The sequence below is a fragment of the Candidatus Diapherotrites archaeon genome, from assembly GCA_030688545.1.
Taxonomy (GTDB): Archaea; Iainarchaeota; Iainarchaeia; order Iainarchaeales; family VGJJ01; genus VGJJ01.
Genome location: JAUYHT010000008.1, coordinates 79,976 through 95,373, shown reverse-complemented (window position 1 = coordinate 95,373; position 15,398 = coordinate 79,976). Strand labels below are relative to the sequence as shown.

The following is a 15,398-nucleotide window of genomic DNA, read 5'->3' as shown; positions in this document are numbered from 1 at the left end:
TTGTTTTAACCATTTGGATGCCGGACTTCCGTTATAACCATCCTGTTTGTTTTGTCAGAACGGCCGCCGGTCCCTTCGCCTCAAGTGAATGGTGTGCCGTCCAATCTTAGAAAAGATTTTGTCGCTCACCAAATCCACTTCCTCCGGCTTGAGTCCCGCCCGCATGTCCGCTTCGATGAGCACCGAGGGATACGCGTATTCCTTGTGCAGGCTGCTTTGCGCAAACGCCTGGGATGCTGCCGCGTCCGCGGCCGCGGTCAACCCCTCTTTCCCGCTGAAGAACTCAATCCGCAGGGGATAATCCCATGGGGACGGTTTGATGTAGCTCGCGTGCATCCGCGCCCCCCATTCGGATGGATAGTCCATCAGGATGGGGTGTTTCATGATATCCTCTGCCACACGGAAAGCGATGCTTCTTTCTCCGGCGTGCAACACCTTATCCATGAGGGGCGCGTCCTGGAGTTCTTTTCCCAATTGTTTTCCCAATATTGGGTGGTGAGGGTACTGCTTCCGCAGCATCTCACTCAACCTCGTCGATCGCGAGTCTTCCACTGCCCCAATCAACAAACAATTGGCTTTCTCCGCCGCCGAATACAAGGCCACCCCACTCCGGATGGCTATCTCATATTCCTCCTTCAGCTTGCTCTCATTCCCAGGCTTATCTGCGGGGTGCAGGATCAAACTCCCATCCAGAAACATGACATCTGGTCGGCACCTCGCGATGAGTTCCCTCGCCTGGTCCATTTCGGCCCTTACTCGCGTCAGTGAAACAAACCGCCTGAATTCATCCGGCTCCAATCCTTTCGTATCCACAATGGGCTGGGGCATCCCCGGGTGTTCCGGCCAATATTCCGCGCGCACCATCTTCCCTTGTTCATAGGTGAAGCACACCCCCATTGCCCGCACGAGCATCAGGTCCATGGCATAGAATGACTGGGACACAAACCCTGAATCCACTCCCCCTACTTTCCCCTGCACCCCCGCTTTGGTCATGGGTCTCCGGAGGGCCCCCTCCCCTGACAGGTCCACCGTTTGAGGGAGTTCCCGAATGGTTTTCCCTATGGTCTCGTGGTCCGCTTGCTTCCGTCGGATATGGGAAATAACCTCATCCAGCCATTGCAGGAAACCCATATTCCCTTTAGGGCGTGCCAGGCTTTTAAGTCCATGGAAACCTGACTCCCGTCATCTATTCCCATTAAAAACATGGAGGCCGTTCTCGTGTCATCCGTCAATTTAGGAGTGATAGTTGTATGCAAGCGGTCATCGAAGTGGAAGAGTTGCGCCAGGATTGGAAGCCGCCATTCGCCAAGAAGCGAGAACTTCGTTCCCATTCCGTGAAGGAAGGGGACCAGTTCGAGGTGTTGAAAAATGGGTCCTACTTGTTCACCGTGGATGCCATCCAAGAGAGCAAGGTCCAGATCGCCTACAACCGGTTGTATACATTAAAGGGGTATGCGCATCCTTCCGAGCGCAAGGTGTGGCTCGACATCCATTCCCCCACTCCATTCGCTTCCTTATGGGAGGATAATGGCATCACCAAAACGGTGACCCTCCGTGAAGTCCGTTCCGGAGAAACCATCAAAACGCCCCAACCCACTTCCCCTTCGTCAGATGGAAACCCCGAAACCCCTGCTTCCCCTCCCGCGGAAGAAGAACCCCGACCCTCGTTTGAAGTTCTCCGCCAGCAGGCCCGCGAGGAGATCGCCCAATCCAAGTATTCCACCACCGTCACCAATGACACCGAAATCTACCGCCCCCGCTAGCTCCTTTCCCTCATACGAAATTTTTTAGTAAAAAGTTTCATCAAAACAGCTTAATCCTAAACGGTCAAGGCCGGGGGTATGTCATTTTTATAGAGATAATTCGTTCTACCATAATGCCTCCCTCGCGCACTCCTAATGCTAAAAGGGCCGCTCAGAATTTGGCACGGTTGCGTTTCGAGTCGACGGCAGGAGTAAGAATACCCCATTGGAGCAGAGGCGAGGAGAGAAAACGGCCGCCTTTGGTCAAAAAGCTCCACGACACGCAGGTAAGGGGAATCATGGCCACTCTTCCCAAGGAACAGATCCCTGAATTCCTAAGAGAATATAAGAAAGAGGTCAGCCACCGAATGGCTTTGCTCGAAACGGGCCATAAAATTTTCCTTAAACATGCCCCCAAATTGGATGTTCAAAACCGAAAAAAATACCGAGACGCTTACCAGGCATTTGCGGAAGAACTCCGTACCACTCTTCCTTCCAATTTAGCCAGGAGCATCCTCAATACACTCGAGCGGGAGGGAATCCTTCAAAATCCCGCTTTGGCTTTCCGTGAAAAAAAGAATGTCGCGACCATGGAAGAAGCGATAAAAATAGTGGAGTCCAAAAAAGAATTGATCATGCGTGAATTGTGGCGCTTACCCCATCGTGAGGAAGTTTATCAATCCATTTTAATGGAATTGTGCGAAGCCTTGTTCCTCTACGACCCAGAGAAAGGGGAGTTGGATCCCTACCTGAAAAAGGTTGCCAAATTTGAAAGCTGGAAATTTCTAAATGAGCAACAAGGGACACTTCGACGCAAAAAGAAGGTAGTATCAATGGATGTTCCCGTCGAAAGGCGGAGTGAACGCTCACAACTCATCCGCCAATTCATTGAGGACCCATCCGCGGTAGTTCAAAGCAATCGCATGGAGTGGGCGGAACCTATTCGATATGCCCTGAGTCGATTACCTCCGGAGGAACGCATATTGTTGATCCGACTTTTTGGTCATGGGGAGTTAGCGAAAGATTTGGCGAGAGAATTAGGCATGTCGAAAGGAAACATGTCCAAAGAATTGAAAAGAATAATCCAAAAATTCCAATACTATCTTCAACTCCGCCTAAAGTAACCCCCCTCGTTTATTTACCCAATCATAGTTTCTTCCTCATATCATGGCTTACACTCAAGTCCTCGTCATTCGTTCCGACTTAAAATTGGGCAAGGGCAAGCTCGCCGCCCAGTGCGCGCATGCGTCCCTCCAGGCCTTTCTCAAGTCCCAGGAAAGGAAGTATGGTTCGGCTTGGCAGGAATGGTTGGATGAGGGGGCGCAGAAGATCGTGGTTAAAGTGTCTTCCGAGGAAGAGCTGCTTCATTTGTTTGAGCAGGTGAAGAACCATTTCCCTTCCGCCCTTATCGCCGACGCGGGTCACACGCAAGTAACTCCTGGCACTAAAACCTGTATTGGCATTGGTCCCGCCCGGGAGTCGGATGTGGACAAATACACGGGTCATTTAAAGCTGCTTTAACCTTTTTTCCTAATGGGTCTCGCCAAGCACGCTTTCGCGGCCATCAAAGAGGCCGATGTCGTCCTGGAAGTAGTCGACGCCCGTTTCGCCGACATCATGCAGAACCGCCCGCTCGAGAAGGAGCTGGTGCGTCGCGGAAAAATAGTGGTGCTCATCCTCAACAAGATGGATCTGCTTCCCAAGGATATTCCCCGCGTCACCCGCACCTTTTCGGACGACCTGAAAATTGTCTCTATCTCCTGCACTCCCAAAAAAAACATCCGTCTCCTCCGCACCCTCCTATTCTCCCTCCTCCCTCATGGGGGCAAAATAGCGGTTGTCGGCTATCCCAATGCCGGGAAGTCCTGCGTCATCAATGCTCTCGCCGGCCGCCATGCCGCCCCCACCTCCAAACAAGCCGGTTTCACGCGAGGGCGGAGCATGATCAAGCTGAAAGAGGATACTTACCTCCTTGACACACCTGGGGTTATTCCCCTGGCTGAACGCGATGAATTCCGTCTCGTATTAGTGAATGCTAAATCCCCCAACCAGGTAAAAAATCCTCAGACGGCCGCTGAGCAATTGCTCGAATGGTTGCCTACCCATCCCCATTGGGGCACGTGGATTCAACGCCAATACGGTGTAGACCTCGAAGGGGCGGATGGATATGAGTGCCTCGAAAATCTAGCGGTAAAACTCAATCGTCTCCGGAAGGGGGGGTTGCCTGATACCCGTGCCATGGCCCTCAAGCTCCTCCTGGATTGGCAGCAGGGCGCTAAACCCATTTTTCCAGGGAAAGCCAATTAAAGCGTCCAATCTTTTTTCTCGCATGCTCCCCGAAGACCGGCGCAAGCGCGTCGTGCGCGTGATGATTGTCCTCTACCTCGTCTTCGGCCTCGCCCTCCTCTATTTCTTCTCCTTCAACACCGGTCTCTCCTTGCATCCCGATCCCACCAACCAGGATGGCATTGTAACTATCCGCAATGAATCCGTCCACCTCATTCGAGACATCCAAATCGTATACGTGAAAGCGGGGGAGAAGATCCCCCTCCACCATATTCCCTCCTTGCAACCCGAAGACCAAATCCCCGTGCTGCTCCTCCCCGAGTATGCCGACCAGGGGTTTATCGTCCTCGAGGCCTCCGCCCCCTATCATTTATCCCAACAGCTCGTGATCGCCGCCCGGGCCAATCAAGTGCCCCCCAATGTGCTCCTCACGTTTTCATATCCCGATTTTGGTTTCGTGGATGTTCCCGTGGAACCCGTTGTTCGGGCATGCAATCAGGAAAATTTTCCCATTCCTCTTCGCGTGGAGTTGCGTCTCAGTGATTCCTCCATCGCTCCCAATCCCTCCCCCCAATCCTGGACTATACAGCCCGGGACATGCGCCTCCGTCACTCTTCCCTTTACCCCCTCCTCCGAGGCGAAAGACCTATCCCTTAATATACGCGTTTTGAATCAGACCCTCGTGATCGTGGAGCAGGCCCACGTGCTCGACATCTTCCTCGTCGAGAATGGTGCGAATGGCGATGCTCCCTCCGGGTGACCCTCCATGCCCTCGATTCCTCCTACTCAAACCACCCCCAAACCCGGAACGCCTCCCAGCATCATTGAAATTATCCAGAACATGGTGCGCGAGGGCGAATCCGAGGATGCCATCATCCAAACCCTCAACCAATTGGGGGTCGAACCCAAGAAGGCCCAGCGTCTCCTCCTCCTCGCCCAGGCCGATACCTTCGCTCTCCTCCAGAACGAAATTAACAAGCTCGTCAAGCTGGACGTCGAAAAGGAGAAAGAGGCCCTCAAGCAATTCATTCAGAAGGAAACCCAAACCTCCATGCAGGCCGTGGGCCACCAGATGTTCGAGCAGATCAAAGCCGATCTCCAATCCTATGAGAATGAGGTCTCCAAGCAGCGCCGTACCTTTGAAACTCAGACAGTGGATGTGGTCCAGAAATTCACTGATCTCTCCGAGCGCATCCGCATGCGCGTGAATGAATTGGGGAAGGATATGCAGCAGGTCAAGGTTGACCAGGATGAAATAAAACTCCGCGGCATCGGCACGCAGAACAGGCTCACCAGCATGCTCCTCCTGGGAGTAGGATTGCTCTTCATCCTCGCCGACCTCTACCTCTTCATCGTCAACTTCGGCGCCACCATCGCCATCGATTCCGTGCTCATCTTCATCGTCATGGGCATGATCGGGGTCACTCTAATGTTCGTCGCTACGCTGGTGTGAGGCATGCCGGGCCAAGAAGATTTGCAATTAGGGTTTTTTTCAATGGAGTAATATTTTTTTCAATGGAATAATCACTGCTTCTTGCTTCGATTGACAATCCCTTCTTTTTCAAGGGTGTCGAATTTGTTCAGATTCTCAATAGCCCATTCCAGGTACACGCGGGCCCGGTAGGAGGGTTGTTTGTTCCGCAGTTGTTCTAATTCCTCAATGATGACTTCCAGGGGTTCCATACCCTATTCCCCTCCTACAGGCATTTAAGCCTACGTCAGTTCCCCCACCACTAGTGGAACATGCGTAAAGTGCGCGATTCGCTTCCCCTTGGCAAACGCTTCTCCTTGCGTTATTCCATAGCTCTTCTCCAGTGGCCGCAAATCCTTTTTGGTGAAAAACCACCACCCTTTCCGGGGGATCTTCCACGCGATCACCAACTCCGCTCCCGCCATTCCGCACCATGCCTCCAAATCATTCATCTGCTGGTGGGAGATGTGCAGGCTCCCTTTCTTCCAGGCCTTGCATTCGAATGCATAGATCTTCCCTCCCCGCAAAGCGATAGCATCGGGAGTGGGGATGTTATTCTTCCCTTTTCCCGATCCCGCGGCCCGACAAACGGCCATTCCCGCGGCATAAAGGAGCATCAATAATTCCCTTTCGGCATTAGCTCCCTTGGTGTAGAATGTCATACCCCCCCTATCCTTTTGGCCTATTTAAGGGCCTTTTTCGCCCCCAAATGCCATTTTGTTTAAAAAACCCATTCCAGCCATTATTGATAGAAGTCCGCTCGGGCGGGCAATTGATGATTCACGTTTATTCACTAGGTGGCCTCAAACCTGTTTCCAATAAAACCCTTTTACGGGTCCGGGTTCGAACTCGGAAACCTGTCTTCGGTTTTGTTGAACCGGATGCCTGGACCGGAGAATGGATTCTCCACGTCCATGCGTCCCCTCAAGGCGGGTTGGCTAATCGTGAAATAGAACACGAATGCGCGCGCCTGTTGGGCGCGCCCACCAACATCGTGAGGGGCCATTCCTCCCACCGCAAGGTGCTTGAAATAGGCCTTTCTCAACGCGACCTGTTTCGCGTACTCGCCCGCCGACGTCTTCCAAAAGAAAACTGAACAAACACTGCGAGTGATACCAACATGGCAAAAACATATGTGGATGCGGTCAAGTACCTCATCAAGATTAAATTTCAAATCAAAGGCATCGTCGACAAGCCCGATATCGTGGGCGCGGTCTTTGGGCAATCCGAAGGCCTTTTAGGTGAGGAAATGGATCTCCGTGAGCTCCAGAAAAAGGGGCGTGTCGGTCGGATTGAAGTGTCCGTCCGCCAGGATGGGGGTAACACCTCGGGAGAGATTCATGTGCCCACCTCCATGGACATGGCGGAGACCTCCGTATTGGCGGCCGCCATCGAAACCGTGGACAAAGTGGGTCCCTGCGAATCCAGCTTTGTCACTCAAACCATTGATGATGTGCGCAAGAGCAAGCGCGATGACATCGCCAAGCGGGCCAAGGAGCTGTTGCAGCGCATGAAGCTGGATTCCGCTCCCGAAATAGATACTCTAACTCAGGAAATTCGTTCCCAGCTCCGCGTGGGCAACCTCGTGGAGTACGGCCGGGAAAAACTTCCCGCGGGTCCCGATATTGACACGGCGGAGGAAGTGATTGTGGTGGAAGGTCGTGCGGACGTTTTGAATTTACTCCGTCATGGCTTCAAAAACGTCATTGGAATGGGAGGATCAAAAATTGCATCCGATATCATTGCCCTCTCCAAGCGTAAGCCCCTCGTCCTCTTTGTGGATGGCGATCGTGGGGGAGTATTGAATGCGCGCAAGCTCATCCAATTGGCCCGCGTCGAAACGGTGGCGCAGGCCCCCGATGGGAAGGAAGTGGAGGAGCTCCAGCAGAAGGAGATCATCCAGGCCCTCCGCCGCCGCCGGGTAATTGAGGAGTTCTTGCAGGACCAAGGGGTTTCCTCTCGCGAGTTAGGGAGGAGCCAGCGTTCCTTTCCTGAGCGCCGCCCGGATACCCCCCAACCAACTTTTTCCCAATGGCCTGCTCCTTCCCCCGCAGTAGGGTTCAGACGCCCCACCCCGGGATTGGGGACTCAAACTCATTTCCGCGATATCAGCCCCCCATCCGGGATGGATCCGCGGAAAGCCGGCCGCCACCCTCCTTCCACTCGCGGACCGGTGCGCATTCACCGCACGTTTGGGGATGTTCCTCAACCACCAACCCATGAAAGCGAGCGTCGTTCCTTCCAACCATCCAACAGGGAAAAGCTCCCCACCTTTGACATACCGAGCGTCACCGAATCGGCGCCCATCATCTCGTCTGAAGAAAAGGGGGCCTATTTCCCTTTCCTCGAAAAGGTAAAGGGGAAGAAGATTTCCCTTTTCTTGGATGCCAAACATAAGGTGTTGGAAGAGGTTCCCGTGCGCACCCTCGTGGCCAAATTGAAGGATGCCAAAAACGTCCATGTCATCGTGTACGATGGGATCATCACCAAGCGTCTCGTCGATGCCGCGGGAAAGGCCGGTGTTGATCTAGTTGTGGGCGTGAAGCGTGGGAAATTCGCGGATTCGCCCGTGAAAACATTGGTTTTGGAATGAGCATTCCGTCATCTAATCCAACCAATATCAAATAAAAAATAACCGGGGGGCCATTTTCCCCCCATTCTTTTTTTATCGCTTCTTCTTCCATGTCGCTGATGATTTCACTCGAAAAGTATTTTCTTCCACCGGCAACGTCATCCGCCAGGAGCGGTAGAACGCGACCCCGATGATCAGCATGGCGACCCAGAAGAACACCATCGCAATGGGCGTCAGTAATCCAGATGCGATCTGCATATCCGTTAATCTGTATTGTCCCGCGCGCAATAATATTCCGAACGCATAATACGCTTGGGTCTGGCACGTGGTGATGCTCGCGGCCCCCGCGTTGGCGGCATCGATACACCCATGGATTTCCTTCACGTTTTCCCATGACCCAAACATACTTGTCAGGGATTGCAAAAGCATGAGCGTGGCGGCGAGCATGATGAATGCTCCGAAGAGCTTCGGTAAATGAACATCCCTTGAACCCAACCGGAAAACCATGATGCGTCGCATCGTTCCACGCTCCTGCTTCTCCCACCATTCCCTTCTTCTATTTAAACGGGGGCCTTCCCTCCTTTCCTTCTTTTCCCCCCAAAACTCGCCTTTATATAGGCCAATTCTTCCTTCCCGTGGGAGCATATATGGCTGGCAAATCTACTAAAGATTACCTTAAGGACTTGGTAACCGGCAAGGGAGCCAAACCCCCTTCCACTCCGCCCTCCGCTTCCTCTTCCAAACCCCTCGTCTCCCGGGTCGCGGATGAAATTCCCCCTCCTACGCAGCCTGAAAACCTGGATGCGCTCCTCCAGAAAATCAATCAGCTCCGTTCTTCCATTCCCTCCAATGCTTCCCCCACGGAAAACGCTCCCGCTCCCGCCTCCCTCCCGCAAGATTCCCCCCAAAACATTTCCTTGCCCCCCCTCAAGGAAGATCTCGCTCTCCCAACAAAAGGGTTGGTGCAATCATTCAAGGATGCTCAAACCGCATCCGAAACCTCTTTCGAGCAGGTCATGGAGGGGAAGCCCAAGACATTATTGGAGGAATATGGGGAAACCAAGATTTACCGCGTCCAGGATGAGCCTCTGCTCTACTATTGGGTGCCCGTCGCCCGTCCCACCATCAGCGAGCGCGCCATCATCAACACCTTGAAAGAGGCCACGACCCGTCTCATCAGCATCACCCCCTACCGTATTCGTGATCCCATCCAGAAGCGCAATGTCTACGCCCAACAGGTCAAGGACATCCTGCGCGTTTCCCCCGAATTGAAGGTTCCTTCCCATAAGTTCTCCTTTTATGCGGAAGCAGTAGTCTCCGAGATGGTGGGTTATGGGTTGATTGATGCCCTGATCAAGGATGATCTCCTCGAGGAAATAATGGTCATCGGTCCCACTCAACCCGTGTATGTTTTTCATCGTAAATACGACATGATGATGACCAATGTGCAGTTCTCAAGTGATGGGGAAATTGAAGACATCATCAACCGTATCGCCCGGGAGATAGGACGACGCGTGGACATCTCCTCTCCTCTTTTGGATGCGCGTCTCCTCGATGGGTCGCGCGTGAATGCCACCATTCCTCCCGCCTCGGTTTCAGGTTCCACATTGACGGTGCGAAAATTCAGGGAGGACCCTTATTCTTTAATCGACCTCATTTCCTACAAAACGTTGAACGTGGAGTCCGCTGCCTTCCTTTGGTTGTGCGTCGATGGGATGCGCACGCAACCCGCCAACATGCTGATATCCGGGGGCACGAGTTCAGGGAAGACAACCTTGTTGAACGTCTTATGTTCCTTCATCCCCGCCAGCGAACGCGTCATTTCCATCGAGGACACGTCTGAATTAAACCTTCCCCTCCGTCACTGGATCCGCCTGGAAGGGCGTCCTCCCGGGTTGGAGGGGAAAGGGGAAATCACCCTGGACATCCTTACTAAAAATTCCCTGCGCATGCGTCCCGATCGTATCATCGTGGGGGAAGTGCGGCACAACGAGGCCTTCTCCTTGTTCACCGCCATGAATACGGGACATGATGGTAGTTTAGGAACCATCCACGCCAACTCCGCGGCCGAAACATTAGTGCGCGTGACTAGTCCCCCCATGGATGTTCCCCAGGCCATGCTCTCCGGCTTGAATTTTGTGATTGTTGAAAACCTCTTTCATTCAGCCCATCGCGGTTCCTATCGCCGCATCACCGAGATTTCAGAGGTCACGGGGGTCATCGAGGGAAAACCAAAAACTCATGCGGTGTTCTCCTGGGATCCCATCAAGGATGAGCTCCAGCGTTCCAGCCTTCCCGTTCAGTATTTAGACCGGCTTTCCTCCCTATCCGGCAAATCCGTGGAGGAATTGGAGGCAGAATTAAAACGTCGGGAACGTTTCCTCCAAAGTATGGTGGATCGCGGGTTAAGGGATATGGCGGATGTGTCGCATGCCGCCCAGCAGTACGTGGGGGAACTCTGATGCCCGCCGACATCTCCGGTATCCGTGAACGGATTGAGGAGCAGAAAAAGAAGAAGCGAAAGGGCTTTCTCGAATCCGCCAATGAGGATGTGATTCAGGAGAAGCAGATTGAGAAAATTGTTGAGCGGATGAAGGACCGCTACAAGAAAGAAGGATTGGAGTTCAACGAGGTGCATGGGCGCCTGGGCGAACTCAAGGGCATCATCTCCGATGAGCGGAAGAAGGTGGATGTGCAGGGCATAGAAGCCTTGCGTGACATGAAAAGTCCTTTCGCTCGTCTCCTGGGAGGCATGCATCTTTCCTTCCAGGGTGTGTTCGAGCGACTGGGGAAAGTGATAGAGAAATTTCCCCAGATGAAGACGCTCAACTATTACTTATACTCCGCCAACCTCCCTTATTCCGCGCGCCAATGGGTGGCGATGATCACGGTGGCATCGGTGTTGGTGTTCATCGTCTCCTTCGTTTTCGGCGAGCTCCTCTTTTTCCTCCTCCGTTTCCTGGGCGAGCAACAAGGGTTGCAGCTCTCCCCTCTCATACTCGGTTTGAGTATCCTACTCCCTTTGTTGGGGGCCATTTTTCTCTCCCTCCTCACCATCATCGTCGGTTTCCTCATACCTTCTGAAATTGCCCGTCAGCGGGGGGAGCAATGCAGCACCGAACTCCCTTTTGCTTTGCGTCATATGGCCACCGAACTGCGGGCGGGGATAGGGTTGTATAAGACTATTCAGACGATTGCCAAGGCCGATTATGGGGTGTTATCCGAGGAATTTTCTCGCACCATTGCGGAAATAGAGGAAGGCACCGATACCCGGGATGCCTTGCGCCATTTCGCGGCCCGCACCCAATCGCGTCCCCTCGCCAATGCCTTGCGTCATGTCATCCGGGCCCTCCGCACGGGAGGAAACCTTTCCGAGATCATGGGCACGATCGCCACCGATGTAAGTTTTGAGTTGCAGATGAAGGTCCGCGATTACGCCGAGCGCCTCAACTTCTTCGGGGTCATTTTCATCTTTATGGGCATCGTCGCTCCTGTTTTTGTGGGGGTTATGGCTGCGATCGCCAACAGCGGCCTTCCATTAGGTTTCGCGATCCCTCTGACTCCCATCGTCGTGCTCATGTACTTCTTCCTCCTCATGCCTGCCATCCTGGGGATGATCGCCTACTACCTTTATGTGTCCCAGCCGAGGGTGTGAACCATGGAAAAAAGAACGCTCATCGACCACTACGAATATTACCTCCTCCAGGCCGGCATCGATGTTCCGGTGATGCTCTGGGTATTGGGATCATTCATCGCGTCCCTCGCCGCGGGCGCCCTGATCTTCTTCGGAACTCAGATCATTGGAATCAACGAGCCTATTTTCGCTCTCTTGGGTTTGTTCATCGTCCTGGACATGATGATTGGTGTTCCTTATTTGAAAGGGCGCCGCCGCATCGAACTCATTGAGGAGAGTTTTCCCGATGCCCTCAAGCAGATCTCCGACACCCTCAAGACGGGGGCCACGTATGAGTATGCCTTGCGCGAGGTCGCCAATTCCCAGTATGGTCCCCTCTCCGATGAGATGAAGAAGGTATTGCGTAAACTCGAGGAAGGCGAGAATTTCGAGAATGCCATGTTCTCCATGTCGCGCGTGGTGGAGTCCAAGCTCATTCGCCGGGTCATCACCATCATCGTGGATACGGTCCGCGCGGGCGCGGCGCTAGCGGACATCCTCGATGACATTGCGGGGGATGTGCGGGAGATGAACCGCATCGCCCAGGAGCGGAAAACCAAAACCATTCTTCAGGTCATCTTCATGGTCACGGCTGGTATTATCGTAGCTCCTTTCATCTTCGGCCTGGTCTCCGTTATTGTCCAATTCCTCATCACCACCTCCTCTCAAGCAGGGGGGTTAACCGGCATCCGTCTCCTGGCCATCCAAAACGCGCGCGACCTCATTGTTCTCGCCTTGAAGGGCTACATCTTCATCCTCGCCATCGCCACCGCGGTCATCGTGGGGGTGATGCGCGACGGCCGAGTATCCAAAAGCCTTTTATACGCCCCCTTGTTGCTACTGGTTGCTTACATGGTGTTCTTCGTCTCCCGCGTGGTGATCGGAGCATTCCTAGGGGTGAGCGCATGATGTGGAACGAACAAAAGGCCCAGGCTTCAATCGAACTGGTCCTCGTCGCCGGCATCGTCATTTTGCTGGCCACCACGGCCGCGCTCATCGCCAAAGAAGTGCTTAACCAGTTGTCCCCGCAAGTGGGATCAACGACGAATGACATCGTGTCTAACATCTCATGAAGGAGGGAGAATATGGATAACCGAGGACAAGGGGCATTGGAGTACCTGCTGCTGATTGGCGGGGCGGTGCTGATCGCCACGATCGTGCTGTTGATTATCATCACGACATCCGGACAAACCAATACCATCGTGTCGAATAATTTGAATGATTTCACCACGCACGTAGTAAGATAATGTAAGATAATAACCGGGAGTAATCGCTTCGTGATTCCCATGGATGCAAAAGCCCAGGTGGCACTCGAGTATTTGCTGACGGTGGCGTTCGGCATTCTCTTGGCCACCGTCGCGGCCTTGCTCGCATTCCAAGTGGCGGCCATTTCACAGGTCGCGGAGAAGAACATCGAGCAGTTGCGCCAGGAAGCCATACTGAATTTCCTTGGGGGATAACCTATGTTTCCCCTCATTTCTTTTTTCTTGTCCCTCATTGGCTTGGCCGTCGGCACCTACACCGATTTCAAGGAGCGCATCATCCCGGATGGGGTTACCTATTCCCTTCTCTTTCTTGGAATCCTATTTGCCCTGGCTTCCTTTTTCCAGACCGGTGACCTGAATCAGTTACTCATCACAGGAGCCGTGATCCTGCTTACCTTCCTCGCCGCCTACCTCCTCTGGAAGCTTGGAGCCTGGGCGGGAGGGGATGTGAAGCTCTTCACCGGTCTCGCCGCCCTCAACCCTTACAATCCCTTCCTCCTGGGTTCTTTCTTCGGCATTTCTTTCGTGTGGGAAGGCCTCCCCCTCTTCCGTCCTTCGGATTGGCCCATTTTCATGTTTTCCCTCTTCCTTTTTTCCATCATCATGTTCATCCCCTACACGGCTTTCCTCTCCCTCCTCGCGTTGAAGGACAAGTCCCTTCGTCAGGAATGGATCAACCAATCCTTGTCCGCTCTCCTCCGTTCTTCCCACATCATCCTTTGGTCAGGCTTCGTTCTCTACTTCCTTCCCACCGCCACGTGGGAAATACTCCCCGTCCTCCTCATCCTTTCTTTCTCCCCCAAACCCCTTCAATACCTCATAGCCGTGGGAGGGGCCTTTTCTTTGTTCCTCAATCCCGCCCTCTTTCCCACGCTCGCCCTTTCTTTCCTCGCTCTCGCCGGAATATCATTACTTATTTCCTGGTTCGGTTTCGCCAAAAAGCATGTGCTGGTGCAGATTCGCCCTATCACTTCCCTTCATGAGGGGGAGATCCCGGGCGAGCTGATCGTGGTGGAACACGGTAAGCCAGCCCGAAAAACCCGTCCTCCCCTTGCAACGCTTATTAAGGCCAAAACCCCCGCGGAGGTCATGCAGTGGTTCATTCCCCCCGTCCATTCACTCGTGTTAGCCAACCCCCTGAGTGCCGCGGGATTGACGGATGACCAATTATCCCAATTGAAGTCTTTGGTCAAAAAAGGGGAGTTGGAAAACCACATCCGCATCAAGGCCTCCGCTCCCTTTGTTCCCGCGGTGCTGTTAGCCTATCTCCTCCTCAACCTATTGGGGGATATTCCTTGGGTCTGGTGGTTCCCGTGAACCATCTTCTCCCCCGGCAGAAGGGCCAGGCTTCCATCGAATTCGTCCTCATTCTCCTCCTAGCCCTCATCATCGTGATGACCATTATTGTCCCCCTGGGCGAGCGTCTCCAGCAATCCATGGAGGATGTGGCCAAAGTGGGCTCACTTACTTCCGACCTCGAGCGTATCGATCAATTGTTCGCCACTCTCGGGGCGCAACAGGACGCCAATGCCTCCCAAACCATCACCCTCTTCCTCCCCAAGCACAGTCGCTTCATCTGCGTCCCCGGCAATTCTTCTACCGGTTACCTGAGCGTCGCCACACAATTGTACCGCCCGGTGTTCAATTATGATGGGTCGGATATTTCAGGGTCATTAGGGCCGCAGAATTTGCTTGTCCATGGTTGTTCCGCCGCCACTGTTACCCCTTATGAGTGCGCCCGCCAAATCCTTCTTCCCGATCGTTTCAACCAATTATTGTGCAATGCCGAATCCAGAACTCCTTTCATCGTCCAATCCGGCTCGCGGGGCTTTTCCCAAACGCTCCGCATCGATGTTGTTTATCCCCAATCGGGTTCTTTCCCAGACGTGAACGTGGTGGTGAGATGATGCGCGGGCCCGCCGCCCAAGCCTCTTTGGAGACCATTCTCATCATTGCCTTTGTTCTTCTTGTTGGGTTGGGGGTGGGCTTGCCTTTCCTGGAGAACCAGCAATTTACGCATGCCGCCGCCAATGTGAAGATTGCCCTCCTCCCTTATCTCGAACAAAATAATTTCCCTCTCCGCATCATCCAAATCCAACCCACCCTGGATCCTAGCAATGACCTCACCATGCATGTCACCCTCCGCGGCACCATGACATCCGATACCGGTGTTGCTTTGCGCGGGGGAGGCGGGTGCACAAAAGTATGCCAAGCCATCGACCCCGCCAATAATTATGGAACGGTTTCTTTCTTCCTCGTCAATGAAAACGGTTCTCCTTATTATTGTGGCCAATCCGGACCGACACCTACTCCCATCACTTGCTAATTCGGGTCTATGAAAAATATTTGGTCAAAAGATATTTTTTTCCAAAAAAGATCGTTTTTTTGA

Annotated in this window: 21 protein-coding genes; 17 read left to right on the top strand and 4 right to left on the bottom strand. The window is 53.4% G+C overall.

Annotated elements, in window-relative coordinates; genetic code table 11:
• Positions 1-54 precede the first annotated feature (54 nt).
• Positions 55-1,131 (bottom strand): DNA double-strand break repair nuclease NurA, encoded by a 1,077-nt coding sequence (locus Q8P05_05965; protein ID MDP2667017.1) that lies wholly within the window; start codon positions 1,129-1,131, stop codon positions 55-57.
• Between the two features lie 119 nt (positions 1,132-1,250).
• On the opposite strand from Q8P05_05965, the gene Q8P05_05960 reads away from it, so the two are divergent.
• The 6 genes from Q8P05_05960 to Q8P05_05935 all read left to right on the top strand — a co-directional run bounded on the left by Q8P05_05960 (position 1,251) and on the right by Q8P05_05935 (position 5,481).
• Positions 1,251-1,763: a hypothetical protein gene (locus Q8P05_05960; GenBank protein MDP2667016.1), complete on the top strand. Its 513-nt coding sequence runs from the start codon at positions 1,251-1,253 to the stop codon at positions 1,761-1,763.
• 113 nt (positions 1,764-1,876) lie between these two features.
• On the top strand, positions 1,877-2,866 hold the full coding sequence (locus tag Q8P05_05955) for a sigma-70 family RNA polymerase sigma factor (protein MDP2667015.1): 990 nt from the start codon (positions 1,877-1,879) through the stop codon (positions 2,864-2,866).
• A gap of 43 nt (positions 2,867-2,909) precedes the next feature.
• The gene (gene pth2, locus Q8P05_05950) at positions 2,910-3,263 is read left to right on the top strand and encodes a peptidyl-tRNA hydrolase Pth2 (GenBank protein MDP2667014.1); all 354 of its coding nucleotides are present in this window, start codon (positions 2,910-2,912) and stop codon (positions 3,261-3,263) included.
• A 12-nt stretch (positions 3,264-3,275) separates the two neighbouring features.
• A complete protein-coding gene (locus tag Q8P05_05945; protein MDP2667013.1) occupies positions 3,276-4,049 on the top strand; it encodes a GTPase in 774 nt (257 codons plus the stop codon).
• A gap of 22 nt (positions 4,050-4,071) precedes the next feature.
• Complete coding sequence (locus tag Q8P05_05940) at positions 4,072-4,788, top strand: hypothetical protein (protein ID MDP2667012.1); 717 nt, start codon at positions 4,072-4,074, stop codon at positions 4,786-4,788.
• Positions 4,789-4,794: 6 nt separating this feature from the next.
• Complete coding sequence (locus Q8P05_05935) at positions 4,795-5,481, top strand: hypothetical protein (protein ID MDP2667011.1); 687 nt, start codon at positions 4,795-4,797, stop codon at positions 5,479-5,481.
• A 71-nt stretch (positions 5,482-5,552) separates the two neighbouring features.
• On the opposite strand, the gene Q8P05_05930 is transcribed toward Q8P05_05935, so the two are convergent.
• Complete coding sequence (locus Q8P05_05930) at positions 5,553-5,711, bottom strand: hypothetical protein (GenBank protein MDP2667010.1); 159 nt, start codon at positions 5,709-5,711, stop codon at positions 5,553-5,555.
• 30 nt (positions 5,712-5,741) lie between these two features.
• Entirely contained in the window at positions 5,742-6,161 is a 420-nt protein-coding gene (gene hjc / locus Q8P05_05925; protein MDP2667009.1) for a Holliday junction resolvase Hjc, read from the bottom strand.
• 47 nt (positions 6,162-6,208) lie between these two features.
• Between hjc and Q8P05_05920 the strand changes: the two genes are divergently transcribed.
• Positions 6,209-6,595 (top strand): DUF167 domain-containing protein, encoded by a 387-nt coding sequence (locus Q8P05_05920; GenBank protein ID MDP2667008.1) that lies wholly within the window; start codon positions 6,209-6,211, stop codon positions 6,593-6,595.
• A gap of 24 nt (positions 6,596-6,619) precedes the next feature.
• Positions 6,620-8,092 (top strand): DNA primase DnaG, encoded by a 1,473-nt coding sequence (dnaG, locus tag Q8P05_05915; protein MDP2667007.1) that lies wholly within the window; start codon positions 6,620-6,622, stop codon positions 8,090-8,092.
• A 72-nt stretch (positions 8,093-8,164) separates the two neighbouring features.
• Here the strand turns inward: dnaG and Q8P05_05910 are convergent, their stop codons facing one another.
• The gene (locus Q8P05_05910) at positions 8,165-8,590 is read right to left on the bottom strand and encodes a hypothetical protein (GenBank protein ID MDP2667006.1); all 426 of its coding nucleotides are present in this window, start codon (positions 8,588-8,590) and stop codon (positions 8,165-8,167) included.
• A gap of 128 nt (positions 8,591-8,718) precedes the next feature.
• Here Q8P05_05910 and Q8P05_05905 point away from each other — a divergent pair, with 128 nt between their 5' ends.
• The 9 genes from Q8P05_05905 to Q8P05_05865 are packed head-to-tail and all read left to right on the top strand — an operon-like array spanning position 8,719 to position 15,335.
• Positions 8,719-10,533 (top strand): CpaF family protein, encoded by a 1,815-nt coding sequence (locus Q8P05_05905; protein MDP2667005.1) that lies wholly within the window; start codon positions 8,719-8,721, stop codon positions 10,531-10,533.
• Positions 10,533-11,726, top strand: coding sequence for a type II secretion system F family protein (locus Q8P05_05900; protein MDP2667004.1), 1,194 nt, complete (start codon positions 10,533-10,535; stop codon positions 11,724-11,726). Before Q8P05_05905 ends, Q8P05_05900 begins: the two co-directional genes overlap by 1 nt.
• Before the next feature lie 3 nt (positions 11,727-11,729).
• Entirely contained in the window at positions 11,730-12,653 is a 924-nt protein-coding gene (locus Q8P05_05895) for a type II secretion system F family protein (GenBank protein ID MDP2667003.1), read from the top strand.
• Positions 12,650-12,817: a hypothetical protein gene (locus Q8P05_05890; protein ID MDP2667002.1), complete on the top strand. Its 168-nt coding sequence runs from the start codon at positions 12,650-12,652 to the stop codon at positions 12,815-12,817. The genes Q8P05_05895 and Q8P05_05890 overlap by 4 nt, the downstream gene beginning before the upstream one ends.
• 12 nt (positions 12,818-12,829) lie before the next feature.
• Positions 12,830-12,991, top strand: coding sequence for a class III signal peptide-containing protein (locus Q8P05_05885; protein ID MDP2667001.1), 162 nt, complete (start codon positions 12,830-12,832; stop codon positions 12,989-12,991).
• Positions 12,992-13,030: 39 nt separating this feature from the next.
• Entirely contained in the window at positions 13,031-13,204 is a 174-nt protein-coding gene (locus Q8P05_05880) for a hypothetical protein (protein ID MDP2667000.1), read from the top strand.
• Between the two features lie 3 nt (positions 13,205-13,207).
• Positions 13,208-14,326 (top strand): prepilin peptidase, encoded by a 1,119-nt coding sequence (locus Q8P05_05875; GenBank protein ID MDP2666999.1) that lies wholly within the window; start codon positions 13,208-13,210, stop codon positions 14,324-14,326.
• Positions 14,305-14,916, top strand: a complete 612-nt coding sequence (locus Q8P05_05870) for a hypothetical protein (GenBank protein MDP2666998.1) — start codon at positions 14,305-14,307, stop codon at positions 14,914-14,916. The genes Q8P05_05875 and Q8P05_05870 overlap by 22 nt, the downstream gene beginning before the upstream one ends.
• On the top strand, positions 14,916-15,335 hold the full coding sequence (locus Q8P05_05865; GenBank protein ID MDP2666997.1) for a hypothetical protein: 420 nt from the start codon (positions 14,916-14,918) through the stop codon (positions 15,333-15,335). Before Q8P05_05870 ends, Q8P05_05865 begins: the two co-directional genes overlap by 1 nt.
• The last annotated feature ends 63 nt before the right edge of the window (positions 15,336-15,398 follow it).